This window comes from Mesorhizobium sp. M1E.F.Ca.ET.041.01.1.1 (assembly GCF_003997355.1).
Classification (GTDB): Bacteria; Pseudomonadota; Alphaproteobacteria; order Rhizobiales; family Rhizobiaceae; genus Mesorhizobium.
The window spans coordinates 1-8623 of the sequence record NZ_RZSL01000248.1 but is presented as its reverse complement, the minus strand read 5'-3'; the positions used below and the strand labels follow the sequence as shown (position 1 = coordinate 8623).

Genomic DNA, 8623 nt, shown 5'->3' with positions numbered 1-8623 from the left:
TGAGGTCGATGGTTTCTATTTTCTGATGTCTGAACCAGGCGTCGAAGACGCCGTCGGTGGCGGTGGGGCGGAAAGCGACGGACTTTCCGGCGAAGGCCCGGCACAAGCGTATGGTTCGGCCGAGAATGGAGACGAAGCCGTGCTGCTGAACGCGGCGGATGAGATCGTGCTTGGCATATTCGAACGGCTCGACTGTTTCGCGATACTGGCGCGGCGAGGCCTGGTAGCGATCGAGCGGCACGCCGCCGCCCAAGGCATCGTGGGGACGCTGGGCGTTGTAGACGTGGCGCCACTGGTCGAATGCATCCTGAGCCTCGGCGAGATTGGCGAAGGGCGGTCCCTGCAATGCCTCGGCCTTGAGCGAACGATGGAAGCGCTCGTCCTTGCCGAGCGTCTGCGGATGGCAAGGCCTGGAGTGGCTGACGGCGATGCCAATCTCGATCAGCCAGACGGTGAGCAAGGTGAAGTCGTTGCGGCCGCCATCGCCCCAAGGCGGACCATTGTCTGTGGCGATGCGCCACGGCAGGCCATAGCGACGGAAGGCGGCGATCAGCCGGGCTTTTACGGTTTCGGTGGTCTGGTCGGCGCAGGCCGACAGCGCGATCGAGAAGCGCGAATGGTCGTCGAGCACGGTAAGCGGATGCAGCCGGCCGGCGCGCAAGGCAACGTGGCCCTTGAAGTCCATCTGCCACAGGTGGTTGGGGGCGGCATGCTCGAAGCGAATGAAAGGCTGGGCTCCGCCGCCCAAAGCCCCCAGCTCGATACCGTTGCGGCGCAGGATGCCGGTGACCGTCGAGGCCGCCGGCGTGCCGATGCCTTCGCGGGCAAGCACCCGCGCGATCTTGCGCCCACCCCAGGCTGGATGCGCCACACGCACCGAAACGGCTGCCGCCTCCACCTCCGGCGCGCTGCGTGCCGGGCTCGACAGTGGTCGCCGAGACTGCTCCGCCAGGCCGGCCGCCCCTTCCATCCGATAGCGCGAAAGCAACTTGTGGCCACAGGTCCGGCCAATGCCGAAGCGCCGGCACAACGCGCTCACATTGGCGCCAGGCGCCAGCGCCAATCTCACGAACTCTTCTTTCTGGCTCATCACGCTTCTGGCCTCGAATGGCATCCCGAACCCCCTCGCGCAAAACGCGCAAAACTGTTCGCGATGTCCTCGCACACCTGTTCGCGATGTCCCCGGTCCAAACAAAGGGGAGAAGGAGAGGTGCCGCTACCTGCCTTCGCGATACCACATCGAGCCGATCGCCAGCAGCAGCAGGCCGAGACCGAGGAAGCCGCCGAACAGCGGCACGCGCGAGACGGCCTTCAGCGTGCTGTCGTCGGTGGTGCGAAGGCCGATCCAGTCATCGCCCGACGCCGCGCCCGAGGAGCGGACCGGCACGATGGAAGGCAGGGCCACGCCGCCGGAAAGGTTGCCGAGCATGGACGACGGCGCCAGCCTGCGCACGCTGCCTCCGGTCGCCTCAGCCGATGCTTTCAACTTGTCTTCCGTAGAGACGACGTCGGAGAATTCCGGCGCGTTGATCGGACCAACATGGGCAAGAGCGGTGAGATCGCCATTGCCCACCTGATAGAGGCCGATCTCGCTGGTCTGCAGGCTGCCCGTGAAAATGCCGGGCTCGGACTTCTGCAGCCTGACCGTCATCGCCTTGCCGGAAGGCGTGATCACCTGGGCGGGACCAGGATCGTCGCTCATCGTCTGGCGGCGGATCTCCAGCACCATGCCGCGACCATCGGCGGTCAGCCGTTCCTCTTCCAGTTCGGGCTCCTTCATCAGCCAATGGGCGATGCGGCGATAGAGCTGCACATGCGGCCCGCCGCCTTCGAAGCCCCGCGCCCACAACCAGCCCTGGTCGGAAAGCAGCATGCCGACCCGGCCTTCGCCCTTGCGGTCGAGCACAAGCAGCGGGCGGTCTTCGGCCCCTTTCATCACCACCTCGCCCTCGGGATTCTTGACGCCGATGGTGCGGAACCAGCGGCTCCAGCGCGGCGGCTCGGTGGCCGAGCCGTCGAGCCCGCGCGTGACGGGGTGACGCTGGCCGAGATCGGTGAGACGCGGATAGAAGGCCTTGTCGACGACCTCGCCGCTGGGCATCGCCGGCAGGGCCGACATCAGCGGCGTGCGGGCAATCGAGCTCTCTCCGGCATATTCGGGGCCGGCGGCGATCAGCAACGCGCCGCCTTTTTCGACATATTCGGAGATGTAGTCGTAATAGAGGATCGGCAGCACGTCGCGGTGCTGATAGCGGTCGAAGATGATCAGATCGAAATCCTTGATCTTCTCGACGAACAGTTCGCGCGTCGGAAAGGCGATCAGCGACAGTTCGTTGATCGGCGTGCCGTCCTGTTTTTCCGGCGGACGCAGAATCGTGAAATGGACAAGGTCGACCGACGCGTCGGATTTCAACAGATTGCGCCATGTGCGCTCGCCGGCATGCGGCTCGCCGGAGACCAGGAGCACGCGCAGGTTCTCGCGAATGCCGTCGACGAGCGCGATGGCGCGGTTGTTGGCGTCGGTCAGTTCGCCCGGCTCATGGTCGATGCCGAGCTGGACGATGTTGCGGCCGGCATTGGGGATGGTGACCTCAAGCTTCATCGGCTGGCCGATGGTCGCATGCTCGACCGAAACCTGCTCGCCATTGACCGAAACCCGCACATCGACGGGGCCGGTCTGGCCGTCGCTCGCGATGACGCGGTAGCTCATGTCGAGCGGCTTGCCGACGAGGCCGAAGCGCGGCGCGTTCTCGAAGCGGATGCGGCGGTCCTTCTCATGCTCGTTGCCGGTGATCAGCGCATGCAGCGGCGCGTTGAAGTCCGGAGCGCCGGCCGGCGCGTCATGCACCTCGCCGTCGGTGATCATGACCGCGCCGCCGATGCGTGAGGGCGGAACGTCGCGGAAAGCGCCCTCCAGCGCGCTGAACAGCCTGGTTTCGGTGCGCTCGTCGGCGACTTCCGACTTGCCGGCGTCGACGATGCGCACGTCAAACTGCTTGAAGCGGCCGAGACGCTGCTGAAGACCGGCCAGCGCCTCGTCGGTCTGCTTGGTGCGGTCGCCGATGTCCTGGCTCTGGCTGCGGTCGACGATGACCGCAACGACGCTCTTCAGCGCTTCGCGTTCTTCATCGAGGAAAACCGGGTTGAGGAGGGCCGCGCCGAGCGCGACGAGGGCGATGAAGCGCAGGAACGAGCCTCGCCGGCGGAACCACAGGCCGGCCAGCGCAAGCAACAGCAGCGGCGCGATGACAAGGCCGAACAGCGGCCAGGAGACGAGCGGTTCGAAGGAGATCGACCAGTTCATGAACTACTGCCCCAGCCGTTCGAGCAGGATGGGCACATGGACCTGGTCGGATTTGTAGTTGCCGGTCAGCATGTACATCATGATGTTGACGCCGGCGCGCAGCGCGTAGACGCGCTGCATCGGATCCGGCGGCACGGTCGGCAGCATCGGGTCGCCGTTCTCGTCGACGGCCCAGGCGCCGGCGAAATCGTTGGCGGTGATCATGATCGGCGAAACGCCGTCGCCGGTGCGCACCGGACGGTTCTCGGTATTACTGGCGTCGAGCGAGGCCTCAACCCAGAGCGGGCTGCCGTTGAACCGGCCCGGAAACTCCGGAAGGATGAAGAAGGATTTCGTCAGCACATGGTCCGACGGCACGGGCTCCAGCGGCGGCACGTTGAGATTGGCGAGGATGTCGCGCAGCCGTTCGGTGGCGGGGCTTGCCGAGCCCGCGTCGATGCCGTTGGAGAACTGGTCGCGCGTGTCGAAGAGAACCGTTCCGCCCTGCTGCATGTAGGCGTCGATGCGGGCGATCGCCGCTTCGCTCGGCATCGGCGCGGTGGCGTCGATCGGCCAATAGATCAGCGGATAGAAGGTCAACTCATCCTTGGCGATGTCGACGCCGGCCGGCGGGCCGGGCTCCAGCGCCGTCTTCTCGACCAGGAAGCGGGTCAGGCCCTCGAGTCCGGCGCGGCTGATCGAATCGACGCCGGGCTCGCCGGTGATCACATAGGCGATGCGGGTTTTCGAAATATCCTCGATAGCCTGGGAGTCGCCGGGCTTCGAATCGTCCGCGCGGGCAAGATCGGTATGGCCGAAGAGCCCGCCAAGCACGATCAGCACGGCAGCAGCGGTCGCCGCGGCGCGTCGCGGCCGGCGCGACAACAGCCCGCCCATCCACAAGACGGCAAGCGTGTCGAGCAGCATCAGCAGGAGGGCCAGCGTGACCAGCGGACCTTTCAGATTCTCCGATTCGTCGAAGGCGTAGGGGATGGCGGTCACCGGCAGCGAGATCTGCGGCCGGGCAAGCGGTGTGAACGTGCTGGAGGCATTGAGCAGGTTATGGGCGAAGACGCCTGTCTCCGAGCCGTAGAGGCCGGGCGGGTTTTCCAGGGTCACCGGCAACGGCCCGGCGCCCGGCACGAGCGGCCGCGCATCGGGCGTCGGCGGCACCAGCGCGCCGTCGGCGCCGATCATGCGATAGGGCGCCAGCGATGCGGCCGTGGCCTCGGCATTGGCGACCGCCGCGCCCTGGTTGCGCGACAGTTGCACGATGCGCCTCAGCATCTCGACGAAGCTGCCGGAGATCGGCAGGTTCGACCAGGTCGCTTCGGGTGTAACGTGGAAGAGCACGAGCGTGCCCTTGCCCTTCTTCATACCTGTCACCAGCGGCGTGCCGTCGGCCAGCGTCGCCCAGGTGCGCTCGACGATGTCGGGCGTGGGTTCGGCGAGCACCTGCCGGCTGACCGTCACCTCGGTTGGCGGCGCGAGATCGGCGAACGGGCCGTTCTTCGGGAATTCGGTGACCTGCTGCGGCGTCGTCCAGGACAGCGCGCCACCCAGCGCACGCTCGCCGCTGCGCAACCTGACCGGCAAGAGGTCGTCGTCATTGCCGGCGGCGGCCAGCCGGGAGCCGGCAAAGCGCACCAGCGTGCCGCCATTGTTCACCCAGTCGACCAGCCGTTGCCGGACCTGCTCGGGAATGGTGCCGACATCGGCCATGATGATCATCGCCGGCTTCTGGTCGAGAAGCTGCGGAATGGCGTCGGCCAGGTCGGCGCTCGACGGCTCGACCAGATCGGCGAAGGGCTGCAGGGCGCGGCGAATGTAGTAGAGCGGCGACAAGAGCGGCTGCGCCTGGTCGGCCTCGGCCTGCGACAAGAGCCCGACGCGGCGGCGCTTGGAGCTTTCGTCGAGCACGCGCACGCCGCCGGCCTGGTGCTCGCCGTCGAGCGCGATCGAAGCGAAGTCGTTGCGCAATTCGAACGGCACGGCCATCGTTCCGGTGGCGGTGGTTTCGCCCGGCGCGAAGGTCAGCGTCGCGTCGGCGATACGGCGGCCCTTGTCGTCGAAGGCGCCCGCGGTGACCTGCGCCGGCGCCGGATCGCCCGGCGCGCGGATGGCGGTCAGCGCAAAGCCGTCGACCTGGTTGTCGGCATCGGTCAGGCCGGTGAGCGAGATCCGGTCGGAGGTGGCCCAGACCAGCCGCGCGGCATTTTTTTCCAGAAGCGTCTTGAACGCCGCTTCGTCGCCGTTGGCCGCCAGGCCATCGGCAAGCACGGCGACGCTGGCACCCGGCAGGCGCTCCAATGTGGCGGCGACACGGGCATAGACGGCGGGGCGGTCGGTCGGGATCGGACGCGGCTTTGCCGCGCGCAGCCGATCAAGCGCGGCCGACGCATCGAAAGGGCCGATCTCGGCATTGGGTTTCTCGGCGGTGAAGGCGATGACGACCGGCACGCCGTTCGAGCCGGCATCGGCAATCAGCCGCTCGGCGGTGGCGACGCGCTTGCCCCAATCGGCCGCACTTGCCCAGTCATTGTCGATGACCAACGCCAGCGCAGAGCCCTCCGCCGGCAGCTTTTCGCGCGGATTGAAGACCGGTTCCGCAAGCGCTGCGATGACGAGGGCAGCCATCAGCAGGCGAAGCAGCGTCAGCCACCAAGGGCTTTGATGCGGCGTCTCTTCGCGCCTGAGGACCCGGGCAAGGATTCTCAGCGGCGGAAAGACCTCGGTCTGCGGCCTGGGCGGCGTGAGCCTCAGCAGCCACCAGATCACCGGCAGGGCCAGCAGGCCCCACAGCACCATCGGCGCGCCGAAGGAAAGCGGCAGCCAGCTCATGCGACCGCCTTTCCGGCGAGACCGCCACTGGCGGTCAGCCTCGCATGACTGGCGCCGGCAGCCAGCCCTGCATGACCGGAGGTCAACCCGGCATGACTGGAGGTCAGCCCTGGACGGGTGCTGTCGGCGGTCATCGCCATGTGGATACGCACCAGCGCTTCGGAGGCGAGGCGGTCGGTATGGTTGACGGTGAAGCTCCAGCCGAGACGCCTGCACCAGCCGGCCAGTTCCTGGCGGCGGGCGGTATAGAGCAGGCGGTATTCCTCACCCAGCATCTCGGCGCGGCCGGCGGTCAGCTTGTCGCCGGTTTCCGGATCGGTGAATTCGGTGCGGCCGGCATAGGGGAAGGTCTCCTCGGCCGGGTCCGCGACCTCGATCAGATGCGCGCGCACGCCATGGCGGGCGAGCACGTCGAGCCAGCCCATGGTTTCCTCGACCGGATCGAGGAAATCGCTGACGATGACGATATCGCAGAAGCGGCGGATGGCTGACAGGTCGGGCTTGGCCGGCAGCGCGCCGGCGTGGCTGAGCTGGGCGGCGATGCGTTCGGCGCCGTTGCGGGCCGTGAACGGGTCGGTGAGGCCCGGCCAGGCGATGCGCTCGCCGCTGCGCGACAGAAGCTCGGCCATTGCGAGCGCCAGCACCAACGCGCGCGATTCCTTGGAAACGCTGGCTCCCGCGGATTTGTAAAGCATGGAGGGGGAGGGGTCCGCCCACAGCCACACCGTGTGGGCAGCCTCCCACTCACGGTCGCGCACATAGGTATGATCGTCGCGGGCAGAGCGGCGCCAGTCGATGCGCGAGGAATCGCCTTCGACATAGGGCCTGAACTGCCAGAAATTCTCGCCGATGCCGCGCTTGCGGCGGCCATGCCAGCCGGCGATCACCGTGTTGACGATGCGGCGGGCCTCGACCAGCAGATCCGGCACCAAAGAGGCCCGCAACCGACCACGGGCGAGCGCGTCGCGCGTCGCAACCGGTGCCTGGACCTCGCCTATTCGACCCATCAGATGCCTTTTGCCAGCTTCGCCACCACGTCGCGCACGGAAGTGCCTTCGGCGCGGGCAGCGAAAGTCAGCGCCATACGATGCTGCAGCACCGGCTCGGCCAAGGCACGGATGTCGTCGACCGACGGTGCCAACCTGCCATCATATAGTGCGCGAGCCCGGGCGCACAGGGTCAACGCCTGGCTGGCGCGTGGACCCGGACCCCAGGCGACGTGCTTGTCGGTGTCGGCATTGCCCTGACCCGGACGGGCCGAGCGCACCAGCTTCAGAATGGCCTCGACGACGCTCTCGGGCACCGGCATGCCGCGGATCAGCGTCTGGATTTCCTTGAGCCGAGCCGGCTGCAGCACATTGTCGGCCTTGGCCTCCTCGACGCCGGTGGTTTCGAGCAGGATGCGGCGCTCGGCCTCGATATCCGGGTAAAGGATGTCGACCTGCATCAGGAAGCGGTCGAGCTGCGCCTCGGGCAGCGGATAGGTGCCTTCCTGCTCCAGCGGGTTCTGTGTCGCCAGCACATGGAAGGGCGAAGGCAGGTCGTATCGGGCGCCGGCGATGGTGACGTGATACTCCTGCATCGACTGCAGCAGCGCCGACTGCGTGCGCGGCGAAGCGCGATTGATCTCGTCCGCCATCAAAAGCTGCGTGAAGATCGGCCCGGAAATGAAGCGGAAGGAGCGCTTGCCGAATTCGTCCTGCTCCATCACCTCGGAGCCGAGGATGTCGGAAGGCATCAGATCGGGCGTGAACTGGACGCGGCGGGAATCGAGACCGAGAACGATGCCAAGCGTCTCGACCAGCTTGGTCTTGGCGAGACCCGGCACGCCGACGAGCAGCGCGTGACCGCCGGCAAGCAACGCCACCAGCGTGCGTTCGACGACGGCTTCCTGGCCGAAGATCACCCTCCCGACGGCGTCGCGGGCCTTCGAGATGTCGGCCAGCGCCTTCTCGGCCTCCTCGATCATCGCCTTGTCGCTCAACGGGCTTTCCTTGATCATCACGCTCATGCCGTTCGATCCTTGTGGTTGGAAATACCGGCCTGCATTCTCAAAGTCGCAGAATGCCGCGATTCGGCCTCTCCTGGCGTCTGCATTCGAACTTAAATCACAGACTTGGGCCGACAAGGCTGACAATCGGGACAACAGTGACTATTTCGTGACCATGACCGAACGTGTCGAGCATCGCGAACAGAGTTTGACCGGCGCCACCGAGGCGCGTGGGCTGGAAGCGCTGATCTCGCGCGCGGCGCGCGCCGGCAAGGGACCGGCCCCGGTGGAGCGCTGGAATCCGGACTTCTGCGGCGATCTCGACATGGAGATCAGGGCCGATGGCACCTGGTTCTATCTCGGCACGCCGATCGGGCGCATGCCGCTGGTGCAGCTCTTTTCCAGCGTCTTGCGCAAGGATGCCGACGGCAGAACCTACCTGGTGACGCCGGTGGAGCGCGTGGGCATCCGCGTCGCCGACGCGCCCTTCATCGCCGTCGAGATGAACG

At 66.8% G+C, this 8623-nt stretch carries 6 protein-coding genes; 1 reads left to right on the top strand and 5 read right to left on the bottom strand.

Annotated features, from left to right (window positions below):
* The 5 genes from EOA38_RS19975 to EOA38_RS19955 all read right to left on the bottom strand — a co-directional run.
* Positions 1-1114, bottom strand: a 1114-nt coding sequence (locus tag EOA38_RS19975; protein ID WP_127300025.1) for an IS481 family transposase, incomplete at its 3' end; no start/stop codon positions are given.
* 102 nt (positions 1115-1216) lie between these two features.
* Complete coding sequence (locus EOA38_RS19970) at positions 1217-3304, bottom strand: hypothetical protein (RefSeq protein WP_126092343.1); 2088 nt, start codon at positions 3302-3304, stop codon at positions 1217-1219.
* A 3-nt stretch (positions 3305-3307) separates the two neighbouring features.
* A complete protein-coding gene (locus tag EOA38_RS19965; RefSeq protein ID WP_127300024.1) occupies positions 3308-6124 on the bottom strand; it encodes a DUF4159 domain-containing protein in 2817 nt (938 codons plus the stop codon).
* Complete coding sequence (locus EOA38_RS19960; protein WP_126092345.1) at positions 6121-7131, bottom strand: DUF58 domain-containing protein; 1011 nt, start codon at positions 7129-7131, stop codon at positions 6121-6123. The genes EOA38_RS19965 and EOA38_RS19960 overlap by 4 nt, the downstream gene beginning before the upstream one ends.
* Positions 7131-8135 (bottom strand): MoxR family ATPase, encoded by a 1005-nt coding sequence (locus tag EOA38_RS19955; protein WP_126092346.1) that lies wholly within the window; start codon positions 8133-8135, stop codon positions 7131-7133. The genes EOA38_RS19960 and EOA38_RS19955 overlap by 1 nt, the downstream gene beginning before the upstream one ends.
* Before the next feature lie 154 nt (positions 8136-8289).
* Here EOA38_RS19955 and EOA38_RS19950 point away from each other — a divergent pair.
* Positions 8290-8623 (top strand): DUF1285 domain-containing protein (locus tag EOA38_RS19950; RefSeq protein ID WP_127300026.1); only part of this gene is annotated, 334 nt, incomplete at its 3' end.

Excerpts from the sequence above, each read along its gene's own strand:
- EOA38_RS19970 (WP_126092343.1), bottom strand. The coding sequence starts at position 3,304 with ATGAACTGGTCGATCTCCTTCGAACCGCTCGTCTCCTGGCCGCTGTTC.
- EOA38_RS19965 (WP_127300024.1), bottom strand. The coding sequence starts at position 6,124 with ATGAGCTGGCTGCCGCTTTCCTTCGGCGCGCCGATGGTGCTGTGGGGC.
- EOA38_RS19960 (WP_126092345.1), bottom strand. The coding sequence starts at position 7,131 with ATGGGTCGAATAGGCGAGGTCCAGGCACCGGTTGCGACGCGCGACGCG.
- EOA38_RS19955 (WP_126092346.1), bottom strand. The coding sequence starts at position 8,135 with ATGAGCGTGATGATCAAGGAAAGCCCGTTGAGCGACAAGGCGATGATC.